General features: G+C 73.2%; 24 protein-coding genes. 14 read left to right on the top strand and 10 right to left on the bottom strand.

Annotated features, from left to right (window positions below):
• Positions 1-8: 8 nt before the first annotated feature.
• Positions 9-485, bottom strand: coding sequence for a MarR family winged helix-turn-helix transcriptional regulator (locus ACIF8S_RS04800; protein ID WP_399997325.1), 477 nt, complete (start codon positions 483-485; stop codon positions 9-11).
• Positions 486-598: 113 nt separating this feature from the next.
• On the opposite strand from ACIF8S_RS04800, the gene ACIF8S_RS04795 reads away from it, so the two are divergent.
• Positions 599-1726 (top strand): epoxide hydrolase family protein, encoded by a 1128-nt coding sequence (locus tag ACIF8S_RS04795; RefSeq protein ID WP_399997323.1) that lies wholly within the window; start codon positions 599-601, stop codon positions 1724-1726.
• Here the strand turns inward: ACIF8S_RS04795 and ACIF8S_RS04790 are convergent.
• Both ACIF8S_RS04790 and ACIF8S_RS04785 read right to left on the bottom strand, forming a co-directional pair.
• Complete coding sequence (locus tag ACIF8S_RS04790) at positions 1695-2687, bottom strand: DUF1648 domain-containing protein (RefSeq protein ID WP_399997321.1); 993 nt, start codon at positions 2685-2687, stop codon at positions 1695-1697. The two genes, ACIF8S_RS04795 and ACIF8S_RS04790, sit on opposite strands and share 32 nt — an antisense overlap.
• Positions 2684-3031 carry a GntR family transcriptional regulator gene (locus ACIF8S_RS04785; protein ID WP_024883592.1) on the bottom strand — a complete coding sequence of 116 codons (348 nt, stop codon included), beginning with the start codon at positions 3029-3031 and terminating at the stop codon, positions 2684-2686. The genes ACIF8S_RS04790 and ACIF8S_RS04785 overlap by 4 nt, the downstream gene beginning before the upstream one ends.
• Before the next feature lie 62 nt (positions 3032-3093).
• On the opposite strand from ACIF8S_RS04785, the gene ACIF8S_RS04780 reads away from it, so the two are divergent.
• Positions 3094-3411, top strand: coding sequence for a hypothetical protein (locus tag ACIF8S_RS04780; RefSeq protein WP_215209933.1), 318 nt, complete (start codon positions 3094-3096; stop codon positions 3409-3411).
• Between the two features lie 116 nt (positions 3412-3527).
• Positions 3528-4049: a hypothetical protein gene (locus tag ACIF8S_RS04775; protein ID WP_399997318.1), complete on the top strand. Its 522-nt coding sequence runs from the start codon at positions 3528-3530 to the stop codon at positions 4047-4049.
• A gap of 36 nt (positions 4050-4085) precedes the next feature.
• Here the strand turns inward: ACIF8S_RS04775 and ACIF8S_RS04770 are convergent, their stop codons facing one another.
• The 3 genes from ACIF8S_RS04770 to ACIF8S_RS04760 are packed head-to-tail and all read right to left on the bottom strand — an operon-like array spanning position 4086 to position 4897.
• Positions 4086-4298 (bottom strand): DUF397 domain-containing protein, encoded by a 213-nt coding sequence (locus ACIF8S_RS04770; RefSeq protein WP_399997317.1) that lies wholly within the window; start codon positions 4296-4298, stop codon positions 4086-4088.
• Complete coding sequence (locus ACIF8S_RS04765; RefSeq protein WP_399997315.1) at positions 4285-4482, bottom strand: DUF397 domain-containing protein; 198 nt, start codon at positions 4480-4482, stop codon at positions 4285-4287. Before ACIF8S_RS04765 ends, ACIF8S_RS04770 begins: the two co-directional genes overlap by 14 nt.
• Entirely contained in the window at positions 4466-4897 is a 432-nt protein-coding gene (locus ACIF8S_RS04760) for a hypothetical protein (protein ID WP_399997314.1), read from the bottom strand. The genes ACIF8S_RS04765 and ACIF8S_RS04760 overlap by 17 nt, the downstream gene beginning before the upstream one ends.
• Positions 4898-5082: 185 nt before the next feature.
• Here ACIF8S_RS04760 and ACIF8S_RS04755 point away from each other — a divergent pair, with 185 nt between their 5' ends.
• The 5 genes from ACIF8S_RS04755 (at position 5083) to rbsD (ending at position 10999) form a co-directional block, all read left to right on the top strand.
• Entirely contained in the window at positions 5083-6123 is a 1041-nt protein-coding gene (locus tag ACIF8S_RS04755; RefSeq protein WP_399997312.1) for a LacI family DNA-binding transcriptional regulator, read from the top strand.
• Positions 6120-7652, top strand: a complete 1533-nt coding sequence (locus tag ACIF8S_RS04750) for a sugar ABC transporter ATP-binding protein (RefSeq protein WP_399997310.1) — start codon at positions 6120-6122, stop codon at positions 7650-7652. The genes ACIF8S_RS04755 and ACIF8S_RS04750 overlap by 4 nt, the downstream gene beginning before the upstream one ends.
• Positions 7642-9600, top strand: a complete 1959-nt coding sequence (locus ACIF8S_RS04745; RefSeq protein ID WP_399997309.1) for a substrate-binding domain-containing protein — start codon at positions 7642-7644, stop codon at positions 9598-9600. The genes ACIF8S_RS04750 and ACIF8S_RS04745 overlap by 11 nt, the downstream gene beginning before the upstream one ends.
• Positions 9601-9707: 107 nt before the next feature.
• Positions 9708-10613, top strand: a complete 906-nt coding sequence (locus tag ACIF8S_RS04740) for a ribokinase (protein WP_399997308.1) — start codon at positions 9708-9710, stop codon at positions 10611-10613.
• Positions 10610-10999 (top strand): D-ribose pyranase, encoded by a 390-nt coding sequence (gene rbsD, locus ACIF8S_RS04735; RefSeq protein WP_399997307.1) that lies wholly within the window; start codon positions 10610-10612, stop codon positions 10997-10999. Before ACIF8S_RS04740 ends, rbsD begins: the two co-directional genes overlap by 4 nt.
• A gap of 226 nt (positions 11000-11225) precedes the next feature.
• On the opposite strand, the gene ACIF8S_RS04730 is transcribed toward rbsD, so the two are convergent.
• The 3 genes from ACIF8S_RS04730 to ACIF8S_RS04720 are packed head-to-tail and all read right to left on the bottom strand — an operon-like array spanning position 11226 to position 14361.
• Positions 11226-12059, bottom strand: a complete 834-nt coding sequence (locus ACIF8S_RS04730) for a sugar phosphate isomerase/epimerase family protein (protein WP_399997305.1) — start codon at positions 12057-12059, stop codon at positions 11226-11228.
• The gene (locus tag ACIF8S_RS04725; RefSeq protein WP_399997304.1) at positions 12056-13213 is read right to left on the bottom strand and encodes a dihydrodipicolinate synthase family protein; all 1158 of its coding nucleotides are present in this window, start codon (positions 13211-13213) and stop codon (positions 12056-12058) included. Before ACIF8S_RS04725 ends, ACIF8S_RS04730 begins: the two co-directional genes overlap by 4 nt.
• Positions 13210-14361: a Gfo/Idh/MocA family protein gene (locus tag ACIF8S_RS04720; protein WP_399997302.1), complete on the bottom strand. Its 1152-nt coding sequence runs from the start codon at positions 14359-14361 to the stop codon at positions 13210-13212. The genes ACIF8S_RS04725 and ACIF8S_RS04720 overlap by 4 nt, the downstream gene beginning before the upstream one ends.
• A gap of 289 nt (positions 14362-14650) precedes the next feature.
• Between ACIF8S_RS04720 and ACIF8S_RS04715 the strand changes: the two genes are divergently transcribed.
• From ACIF8S_RS04715 to ACIF8S_RS04700, 4 genes are all read left to right on the top strand, one after another.
• On the top strand, positions 14651-15697 hold the full coding sequence (locus tag ACIF8S_RS04715; protein ID WP_399997301.1) for a LacI family DNA-binding transcriptional regulator: 1047 nt from the start codon (positions 14651-14653) through the stop codon (positions 15695-15697).
• A 217-nt stretch (positions 15698-15914) separates the two neighbouring features.
• A complete protein-coding gene (locus ACIF8S_RS04710) occupies positions 15915-16445 on the top strand; it encodes a hypothetical protein (RefSeq protein WP_399997299.1) in 531 nt (176 codons plus the stop codon).
• Between the two features lie 92 nt (positions 16446-16537).
• Positions 16538-17338: a sugar phosphate isomerase/epimerase family protein gene (locus tag ACIF8S_RS04705; protein ID WP_399997298.1), complete on the top strand. Its 801-nt coding sequence runs from the start codon at positions 16538-16540 to the stop codon at positions 17336-17338.
• Positions 17339-17466: 128 nt separating this feature from the next.
• Positions 17467-18705: an MFS transporter gene (locus ACIF8S_RS04700; protein ID WP_399997297.1), complete on the top strand. Its 1239-nt coding sequence runs from the start codon at positions 17467-17469 to the stop codon at positions 18703-18705.
• Positions 18706-18911: 206 nt separating this feature from the next.
• Here ACIF8S_RS04700 and ACIF8S_RS04695 read toward each other — a convergent pair whose 3' ends face one another.
• On the bottom strand, positions 18912-19922 hold the full coding sequence (locus tag ACIF8S_RS04695) for an EamA family transporter (RefSeq protein ID WP_399997295.1): 1011 nt from the start codon (positions 19920-19922) through the stop codon (positions 18912-18914).
• 93 nt (positions 19923-20015) lie between these two features.
• On the opposite strand from ACIF8S_RS04695, the gene ACIF8S_RS04690 reads away from it, so the two are divergent.
• The gene (locus ACIF8S_RS04690) at positions 20016-20933 is read left to right on the top strand and encodes a LysR family transcriptional regulator (protein ID WP_399997293.1); all 918 of its coding nucleotides are present in this window, start codon (positions 20016-20018) and stop codon (positions 20931-20933) included.
• A 321-nt stretch (positions 20934-21254) separates the two neighbouring features.
• Positions 21255-23105, top strand: a complete 1851-nt coding sequence (locus ACIF8S_RS04685) for a glycoside hydrolase family 3 protein (protein ID WP_399997292.1) — start codon at positions 21255-21257, stop codon at positions 23103-23105.
• Positions 23106-23112 lie beyond the last annotated feature (7 nt).

Below are 23112 nucleotides of genomic sequence, written 5' to 3'. Positions count from 1 at the left end.
GCTCGGGTTCAGGATTCCTCGTCCTGGTGGGGGTGGGCGGGGCCGTGGTGCTCGGCGAGGACGGTGAGCAGGCGGGTGAGTTCGTCGCGCTCGCCGGGGGCCAGGGGGGCGAGGAGTTCGTCCTGCGCCTCGCGAATGAGGGCGTCCAGGCGGGCGAGGCGGCGACGGCCGACGGCGGTGAGGGTGATGACGTTGCGGCGGCGGTCGGCGGGGTCGGGATCGCGGCGTACGCAGTCCGTGTCGGCGAGTTCGTTGAGGACCGCGACCATGTCGCTGCGATGGATGCCGGTGCGGCGGCTGAGTTCGGCCTGGCTGGCGGGGCCGGCCTCGGCGAGGGTCAGCAGCACCGCGAAGTGCCACTTGTGGGCGCCCTCGGCGGCCAGGCGCTCACCGACGAGCCGGTCGGCCACCAGTGCGGACCCGGCCAGCAGGCGGCTGGGGATGGCGCGCAGGCGGGCGGGCGCCGGTTCCGGGGGCGTACTCATGGACGTTCCTCCACGTCTTGCGTTGGTGCCACCAACAGTCTAGCTTCGTTAGTGACGCCAACGTTTATGTCGCAAACGATTCCCGGAGATTCCGGAGATTCCCGGAGGGGACCATGATCACCCCGTTCCGCATCGCCATCCCCCAGGCCGCTTTGGACGACCTCGCCGACCGTCTCGCCCGGACCCGCTGGCCCGACGAGATACCCGGCGCCGGGTGGGACTACGGCTTCCCGCTCGCCCGGCTGAAGGAGCTCGCCGAGCACTGGCGCACCCGCTACGACTGGCGTGCGCACGAGGCCCGGCTCAACGAACTCCCGCACTACGTGACGGAGATCGACGGCCAGACCGTGCACTTCGTCCATGTGCGGTCCGCGCGGCCGGACGCGCTCGCCCTGGTCCTCACCCACGGCTGGCCCGGTTCGTTCCTGGAGTTCCTCGACGTGATCGAGCCGCTGTCCCGGGACTTCCACCTCGTCATCCCGTCCATCCCCGGATACGGCTTCTCGGGGCCGACCCACGAGCGCGGCTGGGACGTCGTCCGCGTCGCCCGCGCCTGGGCGGAGCTGATGCGGCGCCTCGGCCACGAGCGGTACGGCGCGCAGGGCGGCGACTTCGGCTCGGGCATCTCCCTGGCGCTGGGTGCGGTGGAGCCCGAGCGGGTCGTCGGGGTGCACGTCAACTACCTGCCCACCCGGCCCGACCCGGCCGCCGATGTCGCCCTGAGCCCTTCGGACGAGGCCCGGCTGGACAAGGTGCGGCACCTGATGGCGAACCGCCCGCCGTACCAGGCCCTGCAGGCCACGACCCCGCAGACCATCGGCTACGCGCTGACCGACTCGCCGGTGGGCCAGCTGGCATGGATCGCGGAACGGTTCGCACAGTGGACCGATCCCCGCACGCCGGTGAGCGACGAGCGGATCCTGACCGACGTCTCGCTGTACTGGCTGACCGCCACGGCCGCCTCGTCGGCACGGCTGCACCGCGAGTCGGCACGACGCACCGAGGGGTGCCCCGTGCCGGTGGGGGTGGCGGTGTTCGCCCACGACATCACCCAGCCGGTACGGCCCCTGGCGGAGCGGCTGTACGACATCCGACACTGGTCGGAGTTCGACCGGGGCGGCCACTTCGCGGCGATGGAAGTGCCGGAGGTGTTCGCGGAGGACGTACGGACGTTCTTCCTGGGGTCGGGGGTCGGGACGGACGAATCCGTCACTTCGCGCGTTGCCCGATCAGGGAGTTGAGGAGGGCCGCTCCCCGTTCGGCGTCGTCGACGCTGACGGCGAAGTCCTTGCCCTTGACGGTGCGGATCACCAGGCATTCGCCGCCGCGGAGCATGACGGTGGTGCCGAGGCCGCTCAGGCGGTAGCCCCAGCCGCCGACCTGCATGGCGGTGCGGTTCTCGGCCCAGGCGGAGACGATGGTGTCGGCGGCCCAGCGCCGGGCCGGCCAGCCCAGGGGGCCGAGGGCGACCTCAAGCCCCTTCTCGGTCACCCGCGCCTGGACGGAGGCGCAGGCGAGCAGTGCGACGGTGGCGAGGGCGAAGGTCGCGGCCGACCACACGGTGTGCAGCCCGGCCAGGCCGCCCATCGCCGCCACCGTCGCCCCGGCCGTGACGATCCCGCACGCGGCCGCCATGAGGTGGAGCCAGCGGTTGGACGCCCGCGACAGCCACACGAAGCGCTGTCCCTCGGGTATCTCCAGCGCCGGCCCGGCCACCGGTGGCACCGTCACCCGCGCCCGGCGGCCGATCAGCAGGGCCACCACGCCCACGGCAATCGCGCCGGCCAGGGTCACGACCACCCAGACCGTCACCGATCCGGCGTCGCGCCAGTCCGTACGGTCCAGGTTCGCCCGCACGATGGAAGCCTGAGCGCCGAGGAGCGTCACGCCGGTGAAGCCGAGGGTCACGCCCATCCACGAGGATCCCGCGAAGCCGCCGGGGCTTCGGCGAGCGCGCCACAAGGTCAGCAGGGCGGCGACCGCCAGGGCCAGCCAGAGCAGCGCCGGGAAGACCGTCGCGGCCCAGAACGGCATCGAGGAGTCCGGATCACCACCCGTCCCCCAGTGGGTCGCCAGCCGGTCCGGCAGCCGGTCCCTGGCGACCAGCGGAAAGGCCACCAGGAGCGCCAGGACTCCTACGACCCAGGCACCGGCGCCGGCACCCCACAACGTGCTGTTCCGGCGTTCCGTCCGCTCGGTCACGTGACCCCCCTGATCATGTCGATGACGTCGTCCTTGCCGTACCCGAGACGTTCCGCGTCGGCCAGGACCTCACGGATGCGGTCCAACAACGCCGAGCGGCCGTCCGCCCCCTGAGCCACGGTTACGCCGCGCCCCCTGCGGAATTCCAGCACCCCTTCGTCACGCAGGGCCCGCAGGCCGCGCAGCACCGTGTTGACGTTCACGCCCAGTGCCTGCGAGAGGTCCCGAGCCGGGGGCAGCCGGTCGCCCGGCGCGCACTCCCCTTCGGCGATGGCCCGCCGGATCGCACCGGCCACCTGCTCGTGCAGGGGGCGGTGATCGGCGACGTTCAGTCTCAGCAGCATGGTGCTAATGACGATAGCACCATAGGTGTGGGCGGGGATGGACGAGGTGGCAGTCTGCCTGCATGCCATGGATTGTGCGGGAGCATGCCGGTCGCCACTACGCCGTCGTCTTCCACTACGCCCTGCACGACGACGCCTGGTCCGTGGAGTTGAGCGAGGCGGTGCCTGCACCGGCAGCCGGCGACGACGACGCCGCGGTGACTCACCTACCGGGCGCGGCTTTCCTGACGACACTCGTCCCGGACGAGGACCCGGCCGCGGAGCCGACGGTCCGGGTGTACAGCCCGGAGGAACACGTCGTGCCGTACGAGATCACGCGCTGGTACATGGAGCAGGTCGCGGATCAGGTCGAGCGCTGCCGCGAGGCGTTCGAGCGGTGAACCGCCCACGCTGATCAGCCAGGTGCGGGGTCCCGGCCTCGCCCCCCTCTGGAACTCGCGGGCGTCCGGGGCACGTTGCGTGAAAGGGTGCCGTTCTGCCTGGCCGAGGGGGGAACATGGGGCTGACCTACGCCTACGACATCCATCTGCGTCCCGAGAACGTGGCGCGTGCGCTGACCGAGGTGGCGAAGCTGGCGCCGCCCGAGCGGAGGGTGCCGCCACTGACGGTCACGTTGCCGGGTGGTGAGCGGGTCGTGCTGCCGTTCACCAGCGACTTCAAGAGCGACCCCGTCGACTGCGCAGGGAAGGACAGGGTCACGCTCGACACGTCGCTCATGCTCCCGGCGGACGAGGCGGTGCGGGCGTACGCGGAGGAGGGGGACCTTCCCGTCGAGGACGGGCGCGTGCAGATCGGTTACGTGTACCTGGACATGTACTTCCCGCCCTTCCTGAACCTGCGCCACGTGTGCCTGGACTTCTGGGCGGCGACGTCGAGGATGAGCAGGCTGTTCGAGGACTCGGTCGCGATCAGAGAGGTGTTCACGAACCTCGCGGAGACGGCGGGGGCGGTGTGCTGTCTTTTCGACACGGGGGACGGAGCTCCCGAGCGGGTGCTTTGGGGCACGGCCCCCAACTGAACTCTGCAACGGGGACGCCGCCCACCCTCCACCTGCTCAGGCGGGCGGGCCTGCTGGTTCCTGCAGCGCGCTGATGAACTCGGCGAAGGCCAACTCTGAGAGGGTGAGTTTGGCCTGACCGGGCGCCTTCGAGTCGCGGACGGCTACGCGGGCGGGGGAGGTCGCAACCTCCACACACTCGTTGCCGTCGCCGGGGCCCGAGTAGGACGACTTGCGCCAGCGACCGTGGGTCGCGTCAGTGCGGCTCATTCCTGATCGTCGCCTCCTTGAGGCCTTCGACAAAGGTGGCGAACGTCGCCGAACGGAAGGTCAGCATTCCCCGATGCGGGGACTTCGAGTCACGCACGGAAGTGCGGGTGGGGGTCTCGGCGATCTCGACGCAGTTGTTGCCGTCGCCTTCGCCGGAGTAGGACGACCTATGCCAGTTGTCCATCGTGTGCCTCACCCCAGGCCGCGATCTCCGGATCACCGCCCCGGTTGACACCGGCCCGCGCCCCTTGGCCGCGGGCGAGACGGTGCAGGTCGGCGCTCACCTCGGAAGGCACCCGGTCCATCAGCTGCACGCCGGCCAGGCTCACCCTCGGCCCGACCTCCGCGTGGACCGCCACCCCGGCCAGCAGCATCCCCGGGGCGTACAGCGCGGTCAGGCCCACGTCGTCGTACGACTCCCAGAACGCGCCGTCACGGGCTACCCGGGACCCACTGCGGGACACACCGCCGAGCGCGGCCCACGCCTCGTCGCGGTCCATGCCGAACCGCAGCGGGCCCACCCCCACCAGCGGGTCCAGCAGCCACTGCCGCCGGTCCTCCGGCTTCCTGTCTTCCTGCTTCTCGCCCCACACCGTCACGGCGCCCCGCCCTCAGCTTCGGCCCGGCCTCTCACCGGGGATCTTGAGGGGCACCCTAGGCAGCACCACTGACATCCTCTTCCCGGTCACGATTCGGTTGCGGCGCCCTCCACCCCCTTGCCCCCGCCCGATGTAATCGTTTCCAATCCTCCGTGTAATCGATTCCACGAGGAGGTGGGTCGGGCATGGCGGGTATCAAGGACGTCGCCGCCGAGGCGGGGCTGTCCGTGGCCACGGTGTCTCGGGTGCTCAACGGGCATCCCTCGGTCAGCGAGGACGCGCGGCGTCGGGTGACCGACGCCGTCGAGCGGCTCGGGTACCGGCCGAACGCCGTCGCCCGGTCCCTGCGCACCGACCAGACCCGCACCCTCGGGCTGGTCATCAGCGACGTGATGAACCCCTACTTCACCGAGCTGGCCCGCTCCGTCGAGGAGGAGGCCCGCGCGCTCGGGTACAGCGTGATCATCGGCAACGCCGACGAGCGGCCCGACCTCCAGGACCACCACGTCACCACGCTGCTGGACCGCCGTATCGACGGGCTGCTGGTCTCCCCCACCGACGGCGGGTCGCCGGGCATGCTCGGGGCCGCGCGGGCCGGGACGCCGATGGTGTTCGTCGACCGGTGGATCCCGGGCGTCGACGTGCCCGTGGTCCGGTCGGACGGGCGGGCCGCCGTACGGGACCTCGTCGCGCATCTGCACGCGCTCGGGCACCGGCGGCTCGCGATCATCGCCGGGCCCGCCGCCACCACGACCGGCCGGGAGCGCGTGGACGCCTTCCGTGAGGCCCTCGCCGCCCACGGGCTGGAACTTCCCGACGTCTACATCGGTCAGGGCGACTTCCAGGCCGGCAGCGGACGCCGGGTCACCGAGGGCTTCCTCGACCTGGCGCAACCGCCCGAGGTCGTGTTCGCCGCCGACAACCTGATGGCGCTCGGCGCGCTGGACGCGATCCGGGCCCGCGGGCTGCGGGTGCCGGACGACATCGGGCTCGCCGCGTTCGACGACATCCCCTGGTTCGTGCACACCGACCCGCCGGTCACCGCCGTCGCCCAGCCGACCCGGGAGCTGGGGCGGGCCGCCGTGCGCGCCCTGGTCGACCGGATCGAGGGGCGGCCCGGCGCCTCCGTCGCCCTCCCCGCCCGGCTCGTCGTACGCCGCTCCTGCGGCGAGAGCGAACCCGGGATCGAGCCTTCCCCCTCCCCCGTACGAAGGAGTACGCCGTGAGCAGCCGCAGTCCTGACGAGTTGCTGCGCATCGAGGGCATCCGCAAGACCTTCCCCGGCGTGGTCGCGCTCGACGGCGTCGACTTCGACCTGCGCCGGGGCGAGGTGCACGTGCTGCTCGGCGAGAACGGCGCCGGCAAGAGCACGCTGATCAAGATGCTCTCCGGCGCCTACACGCCCGACGCCGGCCGGATCACCGTCGGCGGCGAGGAGGTGCGCATCAGCGGTGCGCAGGACTCCGAGCGGCTCGGGATCGCCACCATCTACCAGGAGTTCAACCTGGTCCCCGACCTGACGGTCGCGGAGAACATCTTCCTCGGGCGGCAGCCGCGCCGCCTCGGGATGATCGACCGGAAGCGGATGGACGCGGACGCCGAGATGCTGCTGAAGCGCGTCGGGGTCGACGTCTCCCCCCGGGCGCGGGTGCGTGAACTGGGCATCGCCCGGCTCCAGATGGTCGAGATCGCCAAGGCGCTCAGCCTGGACGCGCGCGTCCTGATCATGGACGAGCCGACCGCCGTGCTGACCTCCGAGGAGGTCGAGAAGCTGTTCTCGATCGTGCGGCGGCTGCGCGAGGACGGGGTCGGGATCGTCTTCATCACCCACCATCTGGAGGAGATCGCCGCCCTCGGGGACCGGGTCACGGTCATCCGGGACGGCCGCAGCGTCGGCCAGGTGCCCGCCTCCACGCCGGAGGACGAGCTCGTACGGCTCATGGTGGGGCGGTCCATCGACCAGCAGTACCCGCGCGAGCGCGCCGACGCCGGCGACGCCCTGCTCAAGGTCGAAGGGCTGACGCGCGACGGCGTCTTCCACGACGTCAGCTTCGAGGTGCGGGCCGGTGAGGTCGTCGGCATCGCGGGGCTGGTCGGCGCCGGGCGGACCGAGGTGGCCCGCGCGGTGTTCGGGGCCGACCCGTACGACGCAGGGACCGTGCACGTCGGCGGGGTGCGGCTGCGCGGCCACGACGTGAACGCCGCCATGGAGGCCGGGGTCGGGCTCGTGCCCGAGGACCGCAAGGGGCAGGGGCTCGTCCTCGACGCCTCCGTCGAGGAGAACCTCGGCCTGGTCACCCTCCGGTCGTCCTCCCGCGCCGGGCTCGTCGACCTCAAGGGGCAGCGCGAGGCCGCGGCCCGCATCGCCGGACAGCTCGGCGTGCGGATGGCCGGCCTCGGCCAGCACGTGCGCACCCTGTCCGGCGGCAACCAGCAGAAGGTCGTCATCGGCAAGTGGCTGCTGGCGCACACCAAGGTGCTCATCCTCGACGAGCCGACGCGCGGCATCGACGTCGGCGCGAAGGTCGAGATCTACCAGCTGGTCAACGAGCTGACGGCGGCCGGCGCCGCGGTCCTCATGATCTCCAGCGACCTGCCCGAGGTGCTCGGCATGAGCGACCGGGTCCTGGTCATGGCGCAGGGCCGGCTGGCGGGCGAACTCGACGCCGCCGACGCCACCCAGGACGCCGTGATGGCCCTCGCCGTCGGCACCACTTCCCCCAGCAACGGAACGGAGGCCCCCGGTGGCCACTGACACGCTCAAGAGCAAGCCGGGCGCGCAGGGCGGCGCCACCGGCGGCCTGCGCAGGCTGCTCCTCGACAACGGCGCGCTGACCGCGCTGATCGTCCTCGTCATCGCCATGTCGGCGCTGTCCGGGGACTTCCTGACCGCCGACAACCTGCTCAACGTCGGCGTCCAGGCCGCCGTGACCGCGATCCTCGCCTTCGGCGTCACCTTCGTGATCGTCTCGGCGGGCATCGACCTGTCGGTCGGCTCGGTCGCCGCGCTGTCCGCGACCGTCCTGGCGTGGAGCGCGACGGAGGCCGGGATCCCGGTGGCCCTCGCGGTCGTCCTCGCGGTGCTGACCGGCATCGCCTGCGGCCTGGTCAACGGCTTCCTCGTCTCGTACGGCAAACTCCCGCCGTTCATCGCGACCTTGGCGATGCTGTCGGTGGCGCGCGGTCTGTCCCTGGTGATCTCGCAGGGCTCGCCCATCGCCTTCCCCGACTCCGTCTCCCACCTGGGTGACACGCTCGGCGGCTGGCTGCCGGTGCCGGTGCTCGTCATGGTCGTCATGGGTCTGCTGACCGCGTTCGTCCTGGGCCGCACGTACATCGGCCGGTCCATGTACGCCATCGGCGGCAACGAGGAGGCCGCGCGCCTGTCCGGCCTGCGGGTGAAGAAGCAGAAGCTCGCCATCTACGCCTTCTCCGGCCTGTTCGCGGCCGCCGCGGGCATCGTGCTCGCCTCCCGGCTGGCGTCCGCGCAGCCGCAGGCCGCGCAGGGCTACGAGCTGGACGCGATCGCCGCCGTCGTCATCGGCGGCGCCTCCCTCGCGGGCGGCACCGGCAAGGCGTCCGGCACCCTGATCGGCGCGCTGATCCTCGCGGTGCTGCGCAACGGCCTCAACCTGCTGTCCGTGTCCGCGTTCTGGCAGCAGGTCGTCATCGGTGTGGTCATCGCGCTGGCGGTGCTGTTCGACACGCTGCGCCGCAAGGCGGGCGCGACCACCCCGGCGGCCGGCGCGTCCGGCGGCGGCAACAGGGGCAAGCAGGCACTGACGTACGTGATCGCGGCCGTCGTCGCCGTCGCGGTCGTCGGCGCCACCTCGCTGCTGCACGGCGGGTCCTCCCAGGCCGCCAAGCCGAAGGTCGGTCTGTCCCTGTCGACGCTCAACAACCCGTTCTTCGTGCAGATTCGGGACGGCGCCGAGGAGGAGGCGAAGAAGCTGGGCGTCGACCTCACCGTCACCGACGCGCAGAACGACGCCTCCCAGCAGGCCAACCAGCTGCAGAACTTCACCAGCGGCTCGCTCGACGCGGTCGTCGTCAACCCGGTGGACTCCGACGCGGCCGGCCCCTCGGTGCGCGGCGCGAACAAGGCGGACATCCCGGTGGTCGCCGTGGACCGTGGCGTCAACAAGGCGGACACCTCCGCGCTGGTCGCCTCCGACAACGTCGAGGGCGGCGCGCTCGGCGCCAAGGCTCTCGCCGAGAAGCTGGGCGGCAAGGGCACCATCGTGATCCTCCAGGGCCAGGCCGGCACCTCCGCGAGCCGTGAGCGCGGGGCGGGCTTCGCCGCGGGCCTGAAGGACTACCCGGGCATCAAGGTCGTCGCCAAGCAGCCCGCGGACTTCGACCGCACCAAGGGCCTGGACGTGATGACGAACCTGCTCCAGGCGCACCCCGACATCAACGGCGTCTTCGCCGAGAACGACGAGATGGCGCTCGGCGCGATCAAGGCACTCGGCTCCAAGGCGGGCAAGTCGGTGCAGGTCGTCGGGTTCGACGGCACGCCGGACGGGCTGAAGGCGGTCGAGGCGGGCACGCTGTACGCCTCCGTCGCCCAGCAGCCGAGCGAACTCGGCCGGATCGCCGTACGGAACGCGTTGCGGGCCGCCGAGGACCAGAAGGTGGAGAAGATGGTGAAGGTGCCGGTGAAGGTGGTCACGAAGGACAACGTGGCCGGCTTCGAGGGCTGACACCGGCACAGGGGCACGGGAGCCACACCGGCACCGGCGCCCCAGGGGCACACGGGCGGGCGGCCACCACGGCCGCCCGCCCTCCTCAGCGGATCGGGGAGCGATTCATGAACGACTACGACCTCCTGGTCGTCGGCTCGGCCAACGCCGACCTGGTGATCGGGGTGGAGCGCCGGCCGGGCGCCGGGGAGACGGTGCTCGGCTCCGACCTGGCGGTGCACCCGGGCGGCAAGGGCGCGAACCAGGCGGTCGCGGCCGCCCGGCTCGGCGCGCGCACCGCCCTGCTGGCGCGGGTCGGTGACGACGGGCACGGCCGGCTGCTGCTGGACTCGCTGCGCGCGGCCGGGGTGGACACGGTGGGCGTGCTGGTGGGCGGGGCGCCGACCGGTGTCGCGCTGATCACGGTGGACCCGTCGGGCGACAACAGCATCGTCGTCTCACCGGGCGCGAACGGCCGGCTGACCCCGTCGGACGTACGGGCCGCGGCGAGCCTCTTCCACGCCTCCCGGGTGGTGTCGACGCAGCTGGAGATCCCGCTGGAGTCGGTGGCGGAGGTGGTGCGGAGCCTGGCACCGGACAGCCGCTTCGTCCTCAACCCCTCGCCGCCGCAGCCGCTGCCGTCGGAGGTGCTGGCGGCCTGCGACCCGCTGATCGTCAACGAGCACGAGGCGAAGGTGATCCTGGGCGCCGGCGCCGGGGTGAGCGACGAACCCGAGGACTGGGCGCGGCTGCTGCTGGCGAAGGGCCCGCGTTCGGTCGTGGTGACGCTGGGCGGCGAGGGCGCGCTGGTGGCGTCCGCGGAGGGCGTCACGCGGGTGCCGTCGGTGAAGGTGGAAGCCGTGGACACCACCGGTGCCGGGGACGCGTTCACCGCCGCGCTGGCCTGGCGGCTGGGCACGGGCGAGCCGCTCGCCGAGGCCGCCGCCTACGCGGCCCGGGTGGGCGCGGCGGCGGTCACCAAGGAGGGGGCGCAGGTGTCCTTCCCGACGGCGGCGGAGGTCGCGGCGCTGTGAAGAAGCACGGGATCCTGAACCGGCACCTCTCCGGCGCCCTCGCCGAACTCGGCCACACCGACGGGGTGCTGGTGTGCGACGCGGGCATGCCGATACCGGCCGGGCCGCGCGTGGTGGACCTGGCCTTCCGGGCCGGGGTGCCGTCGTTCGCGGAGGTGCTGGAGGGGCTGCTCGAGGAGCTGGCCGTCGAGGGGGCGACGGCGGCGGAGGAGGTACGGGACGCGAATCCGGCGGCGGCGTCGCTGCTGGCCGGCCGCTTCCCCGACCTGGCGTACGTCCCGCACGAGCGGCTGAAGGAACTGACGTCCGGTGTGCGGCTGGTGGTCCGCACGGGCGAGGCGAGCCCGTACGCGAACGTGCTGCTGCGGTGCGGGGTCTTCTTCTGACCCGCCCCGCCCTGCGGGACGCGCCCGCACGAACTTCGAGGGGCCCGGTCCGTCGACCGGGCCCCTCGTTTCCCTCCCCCGCCAGGACCTCCCTGAAGTCCCCCCCGGGTCCCCACCCGGAAGTCCTGACGCTACGTAGACAGGCGGGGTGGGGGGAGGGTTGTACGGCCGGCGGAATTTTTTTCCGGACGGTCGGAGGACGTCCCGGCGACCGCTCCGGCGCCGGTCACCGCTCCACGTTCTCCGCCCACCGCCGGGCCGTCTCCGCCAGGAGTTCACGGCCGTCCCTCGCCCAGAGGTCCTCGTTGAAGAGCTCCACCTCGATGGAGCCCGTGTAGCCCGCCGCCTCCACGTACCCCTGCCACTCCCGCATGTCGACCGCCCCGTCGCCGATCTGGCCGCGGCCGTTGAGGACGCCCTCGGGGAGCGGGGTGATCCAGTCGGCGAGCTGGAAGGTGTGGATGCGGTTCTGCGCGCCCGCGCGGGCGATCGCCTCGGGAGCCGTGTCGTCCCACCAGACGTGGTACGTGTCGACCGTGACGCCGACCTGGTGGGCCGGGAAGCGTTCGGCGAGGTCGAGGGCCTGGGTGAGCGTGGAGACCACGCAGCGGTCCGAGGCGAACATGGGGTGCAGGGGCTCGATGGCCAGCTTCACGCCGTGGTCCTCGGCGTAGGGGGCCAGTTCCGTCAGCGCGTCCGCGATGCGTTCCCGGGCGCCGTGCAGGTCCTTCGAGCCGGGCGGGAGGCCGCCGGAGACCAGGACCAGGGTGTCCGTGCCGAGCGTGGCCGCCTCGTCGACCGCCCGGCGGTTGTCGGCGAGGGCCGCCGCCCGCTCGTCCGCGTCGGTCGCGGTGAGGAAGCCGCCCCGGCAGAGCGTCGTCACTGCCAGGCCCGCGTCCCGTACGAGCTTGGCGGCCGCGTCCACGCCGTACTCCTGGACCGGTGCGCGCCACAGGCCGACGGCCGGGACGCCCAGGTCGCGGCAGGCGGCGACCAGCTCGGGGAGCGTGAGCTGCTTGACGGTCATCTGGTTGATGCTGAAGCGGGTCAGGTCGCTCACGGGGTCACTCCGTGCAGGTGCAGCAGGGTCCTCATGCGGTCCTCGGCCAGCTTGGGGTCGGGGAACAGGCCGAGGCGGTCCGCGAGTTCGTAGGCGCGGGCCAGGTGCGGCAGGGAGCGGGCGGACTGGAGGCCGCCGGCCATCGTGAAGTGCGACTGGTGGCCCGCGAGCCACGCCAGGAACACCACGCCGGTCTTGTAGAAGCGGGTGGGCGCCTGGAAGAGGTGGCGGGAGAGCTCCACGGTCGGGTCGAGGAGGGCGCGGAAGCCGTCCGTGTCGCCCGTGTCGAGGACCCGGACCGCCTCGGCGGCCAGCGGGCCCAGCGGGTCGAAGATGCCGAGCAGGGCGTGGCTGAAGCCCTGCTCGTCGCCGGCGATCAGCTCGGGGTAGTGGAAGTCGTCGCCGGTGTAGCAGCGGACGCCCTTCGGGAGGCGGCGGCGCAGGTCGATCTCGCGCCGGGCGTCGAGGAGGGAGACCTTGATGCCGTCGACCTTGTCGGGGTGGGCGGCGATGACGTCGAGGAAGGTGTCCGTGGCCGCGTCCAGGTCGGGTGAGCCCCAGTAGCCCTCCAGCGCGGGGTCGAACATGGGGCCCAGCCAGTGCAGGATCACCGGCTCCGCGGACTGGCGGAGGAGGTGGCCGTAGATCTCCAGGTAGTCCTCGGGGCCCTTGGCCGTGGCGGCGAGGGCGCGGGAGGCCATGAGGATGGCCTGCGCGCCCGACTCCTCGACGACCGCGAGCTGTTCCTCGTAGGCCGCGCGGACCTCGACTAGGGTCACCGGGCCGCCGGTCAGCTGGTCGGTGCCGACGCCGCAGGCGATGCGGCCGCCGGCCGCCTTCGCCTCGGCGGCGGACCGGCGGATCAGCTCGGCCGCCCCCGCCCAGTCCAGGCCCATGCCGCGCTGCGCGGTGTCCATCGCCTCGGCGACCCCGAGCCCGTGCGCCCACAGATGGCGGCGGAAGGCGAGCGTGGCGTCCCAGTCGACGGCCGCCGGTGAGTCGGGGGTGGTGTCGGCGTACGGGTCGGCGACGACGTGCGCGGCGGAGAAGACCGTGCGGGAGGTGAGGGGGGCGCCGGGGGCGAGGGCGAGGGGCTCGGTGCGGGGTTCGTAGGCGCGCAGGGCGCCGTGCGCGTCGGGCAGGTGCAGGGTCACAGGGCGATCTCCGGTACGTCGAGACGGCGGCCCTCGGCGGAGGACCTGAGGCCGAGTTCGGCGAGCTGGACGCCTCGGGCGCCGGCCAGCAGGTCCCAGTGGTAGGGGGCGTCGGCGTGGACGTGCTTGAGGAACAGCTCCCACTGGGCCTTGAAGCCGTTGTCGAAGTCGCCGTTGTCCGGCACCTCCTGCCACTGGTCGCGGAAGGCCTCGGTGGCGGGGATGTCCGGGTTCCAGACCGGCTTCGGGGTGGCGGAGCGGTGCTGGACGCGGCAGGTGCGCAGGCCCGCGACGGCGGAGCCCTCGGTGCCGTCGACCTGGAACTCGACCAGTTCGTCGCGGTGGACGCGGACCGCCCAGGAGGAGTTGATCTGGGCGATCGCGCCGCCCTCCAGCTCGAAGACGCCGTAGGCGGCGTCGTCGGCGGTGGCGTCGTAGGGCTTGCCGTTCTCGTCCCAGCGCTGCGGGACGTGGGTGGCGGTGAGCGCCTGCACGGACCGGACGCGGCCGAACAGCTCGTGCAGCACGTACTCCCAGTGCGGGAACATGTCGACGACGATGCCGCCGCCGTCCTCCGCGCGGTAGTTCCAGGACGGGCGCTGCGCCTCCTGCCAGTCGCCCTCGAAGACCCAGTAGCCGAACTCGCCGCGCACGGACAGGACGCGGCCGAAGAAGCCGCCGTCGATGAGGCGCTTCAGCTTGAGCAGACCGGGGAGGAAGAGCTTGTCCTGGACGACGCCGTGCTTGATGCCCTTCTCCGCGGCGAGCCGGGCCAGTTCCAGGGCGCCGTCGAGGCCGGTGGCGGTGGGCTTCTCGGTGTAGACGTGCTTGCCGGCGGCGATCGCCTTGCGGATCGCCTCCTCGCGGGCGGAGGTCACCTGGGCGTCGAAGTAGATGTCGACGCTGTCGTCGGCGAGGACCGCGTCCAGGTCGGTGGAGAGGTGTTCTAGGCCGTGGCGCTCGGCCAGCGCCCTCAGCGCGTGCTCGCGGCGGCCGACGAGGACCGGCTCCGGCCACAGCACGGTGCCGTCGCCGAGGTCGAGTCCGCCCTGCTCGCGCAGGGCCAGGATGGAGCGGACGAGGTGCTGCCGGTAACCCATGCGCCCGGTCACACCGTTCATGGCGATACGCACCGTCTTGCGTGTCACGTCGTTCCCTTCGTACGCGGTCCGCGCGCCGCGTTCGCCGCACCCGCCTCACCTGCCCCTCGCGGGGCGGCGTGACCGGTGGACGTGACAGCAAGCGCTTTCTATACAGGCAGAAGCTAGCCTCTGCACCGCGGTGCGGACAAGACCACCGCCCACCCCGACTCGTTCGAGGGGGCGAACAACCGGGCGGATGGCCGTAGGGTCTGCTCGGAACCACCGGTGCGGGCGTGGTGGTTGCGACGGCGTACGGCACGGGCGGACGGCACGGCGGCGAGGCGGAGGACGAGACATGACGGTGACCCTGGCGGACGTGGCGGCACGCGCGCAGGTCTCACCCGCGACGGTGTCACGCGTGCTCAACGGGAACTATCCCGTGGCCGCGTCCACACGGGAACGGGTGCTGAAGGCCGTGGACGAACTGGACTACGTCCTCAACGGCCCCGCCAGTTCCCTCGCCGCCGCCACCTCCGACCTGGTCGGCATCCTGGTCAACGACATCGCCGACCCGTTCTTCGGGATCATGGCGAGCGCCATCCAGTCGGAGATCGGCGGTCCCGGCGGGCGCGCGGGCGGGGAGCGACTCGCCGTGGTGTGCAACACGGGGGGCTCGCCCGAGCGTGAACTGACCTATCTCACGCTGCTCCAGCGGCAGCGGGCGGCTGCCGTGGTGCTGACCGGCGGGGCGATCGAGGACGCGCAGCACAGGGCGGCGATGGACGCGAAGCTGCGGAAGCTGGCGGACGCCGGGACGCGGGTGGTGCTGTGCGGGCGGCCGCCGGCGCCGGCGACCGGGGCGATCGCGCTGGCCTTCGACAACCGGGGTGGCGGGCAGGACCTCACCGAGCACCTGATCGGGCTCGGGCACCGGCGGATGGGGTACATCGCGGGCCCCGAGGAGCGCACCACGACGCGGCACCGTCTGGAGGGCCACCGGGCCGCGCTGGCCGCGCACGGCGTCGAGGAGGACCCTCGCTGGACCGTGCACGGACGGTACGACCGGCGGTCGGGGTACGAGGCGACCGTGGAACTCCTCCGGCGGGACCCGTCGTTGACGGCGGTGGTCGCGGCGAACGACTCCGTCGCGCTGGGCGCCTGCGCGGCGCTGCGGGAGTCGGGACTGCGGATCCCGGACGACGTGTCGGTGGCCGGCTTCGACGACCTGCCGTTCAGCATCGACGTGGTGCCGTCACTGACCACGGTCAGACTCCCGCTTGCGGAGGCGGGCGCCCGGGCGGGCCGGATCGCGATGGGCCGCGAGGACGCCCCGCCCGGGGGGATCGCCTCGGTCCGGGGCGAGTTGATGGTCCGGGGCTCGACGACGGGGCCACGGGCCTGAAGCGGCAGTGTGTCTCCAAGGGGCGCGGGGAACCGCGCGACCGGCTCCCCTGCGCCCGCCCCCCGACGCGGCAGCCCGGCCGACACGGGGACGCCTCGCCACGCCCTGAAGGGGCGCGGGGAACCGTGCGACCGGCCCCCACCTGGCGGTGACACGGAACTCGACCGCCACCACCCCCTCCGCACCCCCTTCCGAAGCCCTACGACACACTTCTGTCATGCACCTCTACGAGGATCCGTCGACCTGGACGCCCGAACCACCCCGCTCCCGCGCCCAGTTGATCCTCCGCTTCGCGGCCACCCTCCTCTGCGCCCCCCTGCTGGGCGCACTGTGGCTGGCAGCCGCGGCCGTCCTCTTCGTCGTCGGGCTGTTCGCCGAGGTGATCACAGCCGTGAGCGACCGTTTCGAACGCGGCTACCTGCGGTTCATGGGCGCCACTCTGCGCCGCATCACCCGTCTGGGTTCCTGGTTCGTGACCTGGCCGGAGCTGCGCCACGAGGGAGACACCGAGTACTACCGGGCCCGGGTCGACCGCCGTGTCTCCCACTGGACCACGGCGGCCTCCGTCCCGCGTGAGCCCAAGAAGGCGCGGCCGCCCGTGGAGTGCGCGATCCCCCTGCGCGACTACCGCGGCGTGGGTGCCGGATACGTGGCCGAGGTCGCCGTGGGCCAGGGATGGGAACTGCGGCCGTCGAACGTCCACGAGGAGGTGCGCCTGTGGTGGGCGGCCGCCTCGCACACCGGCTGATCCCGAGGGGGACGGATCACAGGGGGCGCCGCCGTTGCGGCACCGGAGTGAGGGAGGAATCGCCCGCGCCGGTCGCGGGTAGTCCCGTATCCATGAAACTGGCGTTCTCCACTCTCGGCGTCCCCGGCCTCCCCCTCCCCGAGGTGACGGCCCTGGCGACCGCGCACGGCTACCACGGTGTCGAGCTGCGCGCCCATCCCGAGGAGCCCGTGCACACGGGCCTCACCGCCGAGCAGCGGGCGGACGTGGCCGCCGAGTTCAAGGCGGCCGGGATCGACATCCTGGGGGTGGCCGGGTACGCCCGGCTGGCCGCCCCCGGTGACGACGAACCGGTGCTCACCGAGGTGCGGGCGCTGCTCGACCTTGCCCGGGACATCGGCGCCCCGTTCGTCCGGGTCTTCCCCGGCGGCGGCGACGAGCAGAGCGCCGAGGAGGCGGACGCGACGGCCGCCCGGCGGCTGGGCACGGCCGCGGAGTACGCGGCCGACCGGGGCGTACGGATCCTGCTGGAGACCCACGACTCGCACCGCACCGGCGCGGACGCCATGCGGGTGCTGGGGCTGGTGGGGCACCGGCAGGTGGGCGCGCTGTGGGACGTGATGCACACCTGGCTGGGCGGCGAGCAGCCGGTGGACACCTTCGCCGCGCTGTCGCCGCACCTGGGGTACGTCCAGGTGAAGGACATCGCTTCGACGCAGGACACGACGCCGCTGGCGCTGGGCGCCGGGGTGCTGCCGTTGACCGACGTCGTCGAGGTGCTCTCCCGCAACGGCTGGGACGGGTGGCTGTGCTGGGAGTACGAGAAGCGGTGGTACGCCGACGCGGCGCCGCTGCCCGGCCTTCTCACCCCTGGCCGCGAGCACCTGGCGCGCCTGCTGAACGACTCGGCCTGACGGCCACGGCCGGCCCGGCGGCGGCGTGCCGGCCGGGTGGCGGGGAAAACGACTGGCCCGGGCCACGGGCGGGCGGATAACGTCCCCGCCGTGCCTCAGCCTGCCCTCCGTCGCCCTGTCATGCCCTCGTGAGCGTGTCCCGCGCGTTCCTCGACGTGCGTCCGCTGCGTACCTCACGCGTCTTCCGACGGCTGCTGATCGGACGGACCGTGTCCGTGCTCGGCAGCTTCATGACCATGGTCACCGTCATGTACCAGGTCTGGGAGATGACCCACAGCGCGGCCTGGAGCGGTGCGGTGGGCCTCGCGCAGGCCCTGCCGCTGGTGTGCTTCGGCCTGTTCGCCGGGGCCTGGGTGGACCGGGGCGACCGGCGCCGCATCTACCTGGCCGCGACGGTCGGCCAGGCGGTGTGCTCGCTGCTGCTGGCGGTGCAGGGGTTCACCGGACACGTGCCGGTGGCCGGTGTGCTGGCTCTGGTCGCCGCCCAGTCCGCCTGCGCGGCGGTGGGCGGTCCGGCGGCCGGCGTGTTCGTGCCCCGGGTGCTGCCCAAGGAGCAGGTGGCTTCCGGTCTGGCCCTCTACCAGGTCACCGCCCAGTCGATGATGCTGATCGGCCCCGCGCTCGGCGGGCTGATGCTCGGCTGGTTCGGCCTGGGCGTCTGCTACCTGGTGGACGCGCTGAGCTTCCTCATCGCCTTCTACGGCGCGTTCGGGCTGCCCGCGCTGCCGCCCGAGGGTGAGCCGTCACGGACCGGTCTGCACGGCGTGCTGGACGGGCTGCGCTTCCTGGCCGGCCACCGGGTGGTGCGGGGCGCGCTGGTCACCGACCTGGCCGCCACCGTGCTGTCCATGCCGGCCAGCCTGTTCCCGCTGATCAACGAGGAGCGGTTCGGCGGTGACCCGCGCACGCTGGGTCTGTTCATGTCGGCCATCGCGATCGGCGGGGTGACGGCGTCGGCGCTGTCCGGGACGGTGACCCACCTGAACCGCCCGGGCCTGGTGATGCTGTGCGGCGCCGGCGTCTGGGGGGCCGCGCTGGCCGCGTTCGGTGTGATGAGCAGCCCCTGGGCGGGGCTCGGCCTGCTGGTCCTGGCCGGGGCGGCCGACGCCCTCTCGGTGCTGTCACGCACCACGATCGTGCAGACCCGTACGCCCGACGCCCTGCTGGGCCGGGTCACCGCCGCCGAGCAGATCGTCGGGCAGGCCGGCCCGCACCTCGGCAACATGCGGGCGGGACTGGTGGCGGGGGCGACCTCCGGTGCGACGGCCCTGGTGACGGGCGGGCTGCTGTGCCTGCTCGCGGTGGCCTGGGTCGCCACGAGCACACGCGAACTACGCGGCGGCGTCCCCGCCCTGGAGTCACCCTGACCGCTCCCCCGGCCGGGACGCGCCGGTGCACGGACCCGCAGGGGTCCGCGCCGGGCGGGGCGGGGCGGGCCGGAACGCGCCGTCGGCTCCAGCGCCCCCGCCGCACACACCGCCACCGCGCCCGGTGCCCCCGCGCCCCCGCACCCTCGCGCCTCCGCCCCCGCCCCCGCGCACAGGAACCGTCCGCCCGCGCCGCGAGGCACGCATCACGCGCGGAGCGAAGCTCCCGGCCCCTGCGCCGACTCCGGCGACTCCCCCGACAACGCCCCCTCGGAAGGGGCCCCACCGGGCCGTGCGGGGTCCGTGACCGGCTCCGTGGCGGCGTCCGCCGGGGTGCCCTTCGCCGGAGTGGCCCCCGCCGTCCCGCTGCGGCTCAGGGACGTCAGCGCCACCCCGCCCACCAGCAGCGCCGCCGCGCACCACCGCAGCGGGGTGACGGACTCGCCCAGGAACAGGGCCGCCGACGTCATGCCGAAGACGGGGACCAGGAGGGAGAACGGGGCGACCGTGGACGCGGGGTGACGGTGCAGGAGCCAGCCCCAGGCGCCGAAGCCGAACACCGTGGCGCCCCAGGCGACGTACAGGACCGTGGCCCCGCCGGCCCGGTCCAGGGAGCGCAGCGCGGCCAGGTCCGCCGACGGGCCCTCGAGGAGCAGGGAGAGGGCGAGCAGCGGCAGCACCGGGACCGTGCTGACCCAGATCATGAAGTTCAGGGCGTCGGGGGGCGACGCCCGGCGGGTGAGGATGTTGGAGACGCCCCAGCAGGCCGCCGCCGCGACGACGAGGACGAATCCGGTCAGCGGGCCCGAGGCGCCCTCGTCGACCGCCGCCACGCCGATGCCGGCCAGCGCCACCGCCATCCCCAGCAGCCGTACGCGGCTGGGGCGTTCGCCGAGGAGGACGAAGGCGAACAGGGCCGTGAACACCGCCTGGACCTGGAGCACCAGGGAGGACAGCCCGCCCGGCATCCCGGTGTCCATGCCGATGAACAGCAGCCCGAACTTGGCGACGCCGAGGGCCAGTCCGACCCCCACGATCCATTTCCACGCCACCTTGGGCGGCCCGACGAGGAACACCGCGGGCAGGGCCGCGACCAGGAAGCGCAGCGCGGAGAAGAGCAGGGGCGGGAAGTGGTCGAGTCCGACCTCGATGACGGTGAAGTTCACTCCCCACACCGCGGCGACGAGGACGGCGAGGAGGACGTGTGACGGTCGCATACGTCGAGGATCACCGGTGACGACACTTCAGCACCAGCGACGATTCCTGCATGGTTGGATGAAGCACCGCTAACCGATCGGGGAGCCGCCGTCATGCTCGACCTCCAGCGTCTGCGCGCCCTGCACGCCGTGTCGGTGCACGGCACCGTCGGCGCCGCCGCCACCGCGCTCGGCTACACCTCGTCGGCCGTGTCGCAGCAGATCGCCAAGCTGGAGCGGGAGACGCGGACCGTGCTGCTGGAGCGGGAGGGCCGGGGCGTCCGGCTGACCGACGAGGCGCACCAACTGGTCCGGGCCGCCCGCGAACTGATCGCCATCGTGGAGCGGGCGGAGACGGAGCTGGAGGAGCGGCGCGGGGTGCCGTCCGGGCGGCTGACCGTCGCGGCGTTCGCGTCCGCCGCGCGCGGGCTGATGCCGCCCGTGCTGGCCGACCTGGCCCGCCGGCACCCCGCGCTCGACACCCGGCTCACCGAGGTGGACCCGCACCTGTCCGTGGACCTGGTCGCCAAGGGCGCGGTCGACCTGGTGATCGCGCACGACTGGGACATCGCGCCGCTGCCCGCCCCGGCGGGCGTGGAGCAGACGGTGATCGGGGACGACCTGTGCGATCTGCTGGTGCCGCGGGGGCACCGGTTCGCGGGGCGGGCGGCGGTGCGGCGCGAGGAGCTGGGCGGGGAGCGGTGGATCTGCCAGCCGCCGGGGCGGGTCTGCCACGAGTGGCTGGTGCGGACGCTGCGGGCGGCCGGGCACGAGCCGGACCTCGTGCACCAGGCCGACGAGAACCCCACCCTGGTCGCCCTGGTCGCGGCCGGCCTGGGCATCGCGCTGATCCCCCGGCTGGGCCGCGGTCCGCTGCCCGAGGGGGTGGTGGAGGTGCCGCTCGACCCGCTGCCCGTGCGGCGGCTGTACGCGCTGTGGCGTACGGGCGCGGCCCGCCGCCCCGCGATCGCGGAGACGGTCCGCACGCTGGTCGCGCACTGGCCCGCCGTGTCGGCCCACGGGCCGCGCTGACCTCGCACGCACCGAGTACGGCGGAGTCCGCTCCCGGCGGGGAACCCGCGGCCGCCCTCGTACGTCCCAGGGGCAGGCTGCCGGACGAGTCCCCCCGGGGTGGTCGCGCCGCCGCGACCGCTGACCCCCCTCAGCGCCGCACCCCGGCCCGGTGGCCCGCCGTCGTCGGCGCCGCCCCCCTCCCGCCGCGCCGGCGACGGCCCTTCCGTTTGCTGCACATGCCCTTGACTGGCAGAAACTTCCCGGATATTGGTGACCTCCTGGCAGTTTCCTTCAGCGGATCCCCGGCCCCCCCGCGGATCACCTCCCAAAGGAGCGCACGTGCCCGACAGCAGCCCCGGCACCGGCAGCACGGCAAGCACCGCCCGTCCGTCCAGACGTACCGTCCTCGCCGCGACGGCGGGCGTCACCTCCGTCCTGGCGGCCGGCGGCACCGTCCACGCGGCCACCGGCACGCACCGCCCCGACGACCGAAAGCTGCGCGCCCTCATCTCCCGTATGACGCTGGAGGAGAAGGTCGGCCAGCTGTTCGTCATGCGGGTCTACGGCCACTCCGCCACCGACCCGGACCAGGCCGACATCGACGCCAACCTCGACGAGATCGGGGTGCGTACGGCCGCCGAGCTGGTCGCCAAGTACCGGGTCGGCGGCATCATCTACTTCGCCTGGGCGCACAACACCCGCGACCCGCACCAGATCGCCGACCTGTCCAACGGCATCCAGAAGGCCTCCCTGGGCCTGCCGCGCGGTCTGCCCGTGCTGATCTCCACCGACCAGGAGCACGGCATCGTGGCCCGCGTGGGCGAGCCCGCGACGCTGCTGCCGGGCGCGATGAACGTCGGCGCGGGCGGCTCCCGCTCCGACGCGCGCAACCTGGGCCGGATCGCCGGACGGGAGCTGCACGCCCTGGGCATCCGGCAGAACTACTCCCCCGTGGCCGACGTGAACGTCAACCCGGCCAACCCCGTCATCGGCGTCCGCTCCTTCGGCTCCGACCCCGCGTCCGTCGCCGGGCTCGTCGCGGCCGAGGTGAAGGGCTACGAGTCGGCCGGAGTGGCGGCCACGGCCAAGCACTTCCCCGGGCACGGCGACACGGTCACCGACAGCCACGAGGCGCTGCCGTGGATCCACCACACCCGCGAGGAGTGGGAGGAGCTGGACGCGCCGCCGTTCCGTGCGGCGGTCGCCGCGGGCATCGACTCCATCATGACCGCGCACATCGTGGTGCCCGCGCTCGACCCGTCGGAGGACCCGGCCACCCTCTCCCGCCCGATCCTCACCGGGATCCTGCGCGAGGAACTGGGCTACGACGGCGTCGTGGTGACCGACTCCCTCGGCATGGAGGGCGTGCGCACCAAGTACGGCGACGACCGGGTGCCGGTGCTGGCGCTCCAGGCCGGCGTGGACCAACTGCTCAACCCGCCCTCGCTGGACATCGCCTGGAACGCGGTCCTGCGGGCCGTGCGGGACGGCGAGCTGACGGAGTCCCGGCTCGACGAATCGATCCTGCGTGTGCTGCGGCTGAAGGCCCGCCTGGGCCTGTTCGACGACCCCTACGTCAGCCACGCGGGCGTCGACCGCACCGTCGGCACCCGGTCGCACCTGGCCGCCGCCGACCGGATCGCCGAGCACGGAACCACCCTGCTGGTCAACGAGGGCGGGCTGCTTCCGCTGTCCCGCCGCCGGACCCCCAAGGTGCTGGTGGTCGGCGCCGACCCGGCCTCGCCTTCCGGCACCACGGGCCCGCCCACCGGCGTGCTCGCGCAGGCCCTGACCGAACTGGGCTTCACCGCGACCGCCCTGTCCACCGGTACGGCGCCCTCCGCGGCGACGATCGCCAAGGCCGTGGCAGCCGCCGGGGACGCGGACGCGGTGGTCGTGGGGACGTACAACGTCACGGCCTCCAGCAGCCAGAAGACGCTCGTCGAGCAGCTGCTGGCGACCGGGAAACCGGTCGTCGCGGTGGCGATCCGCAACCCGTACGACGTGGCCCATCTGCCGGGCGTGCGCGCCTACCTGGCGGCGTACTCCTGGACCGACGTCGAACTGCGCGCGGCGGCCCGCGCGATCGCCGGCAAGATCCGCCCGCGCGGCAAGCTGCCGGTGCCGGTGCAGCGGGCCGACGACCCGGCGACGGTGCTGTACCCGGTGGGGCACGGGCTGAGGTACTGAGAACGGG

The organism is Streptomyces sp. NPDC085937, from assembly GCF_044540535.1.
GTDB lineage: Bacteria > Actinomycetota > Actinomycetes > Streptomycetales > Streptomycetaceae > Streptomyces.
The sequence above is the reverse complement of the archived record's forward strand: the minus strand, read 5'-3'. Positions and strand labels throughout refer to the sequence as shown.